Source organism: Mesorhizobium sp. M1A.F.Ca.IN.020.04.1.1, assembly GCF_003997315.1.
Classification (GTDB): Bacteria; Pseudomonadota; Alphaproteobacteria; order Rhizobiales; family Rhizobiaceae; genus Mesorhizobium.
This window is the reverse complement of sequence record NZ_RZSN01000379.1, coordinates 1-1,197: the sequence shown is the minus strand read 5'-3', so window position 1 is coordinate 1,197 and position 1,197 is coordinate 1. Positions and strand designations below refer to the sequence as shown.

Here is a 1,197-nt window from a genome sequence, read left to right as displayed (position 1 = left end):
AATGGGAACAGCGGCGCGCGGCGTTGCTGCATGAGCTATCGCTTGGGCCAAAACGCCGGTCGTCGGCCGAAGATGAAATGAAGCGTCGATTGAAAGCTATGGCCGAGCTAGGCGGCGGCGGTTCTGGTTCAAGCGGCGGCGGTGGCAGCCGGCCGAAAATGCAAAGGGCGGCCGCCGGGCCGATCTTCGCGGCCGAGACGCGGGCAGCAGCGGTGTCCCGTCCCATAGAAGCGCGGCTAGCGGCTGTGGCCCAGGGCAGCCAGCCCGCAGTTGTCAAAATGGCATCCTATGGCACCGGCGCGAGGGTAGGGGCGATGCTGAATTATGTGTCGCGCGGCGCCGAGCTCGCCGTCGAGAACGAGAACGGCGAGCGCATCAGCAGCCGGGAGGATCTGGCGCGGTTGCGGGGAGACTGGAACCATCTTTTCCAGAACCGCGCAGAGAGCCGCGATATTGGCAGCTTCACCGTAAAGATTGCGACTGCGGTGGTTTCGTCAGACGAGGCGATGCATGAGCTGGTCAGGAACAGTTTGACGAGCGCGTTCGGCGATCGACGCTATGCTTATGCGGTCACGAGCCAGGCCGACGGCGCGCTGACGGTTCAAGGAGCGGTCGTTCTCAGAAGCGGGCAGGGGGAGCGGCTGACTGGCGACGACAAGGCCGCCAGCATTATTCAGGCGCGATATGACGCGAGTGCGGCCGCGCAGGATCTGGCTGCGCGGTTCTCGTTCCAGGGCTACGGCAACGGTGTGGAGTATGGCGCCAGCAAATTGCGGAGCCTGGTCGAACGTCATGACGGCAACGTTCGCGACGACCGCGGCCAAATCGTTGGTGACGATAAACATGCCGGTGATCTGGTGCAAAAGGAATGGCGCGGTCATCTGCACAGCCGCAAAGGCCGCGACGTGATGCACCTGATCATGTCGGCCCGGGCCGGTACGAATGTCGAGGCGTTTGAAAGCGCTGCACGCGACTTCCTGGCTGAGCAGTTCGCCGGCCATCGCTACGTGTTTGCCATGCATGATCCGGCCAATGATCCGAAGGAAGAAGGGGAGGGGGGCAAGCGGCCGCATGTCCATGCGCACGCGATCATCACCATGCGATCGGAATCGGGCGATCGGATCGAGACGACTCCCCAGGTGTTTCGCGAGTGGCGGGCCACAATGGCGCAGATGGCCCGGGCGCAGGGAATAGCGA

Annotated in this window: 1 pseudogene; it reads left to right on the top strand. The window is 63.6% G+C overall.

What is annotated here, in order from left to right:
* Positions 1 to 1,197 (top strand): annotated as a pseudogene (locus tag EOA49_RS32015) (conjugal transfer protein TraA); the annotation flags it as partial.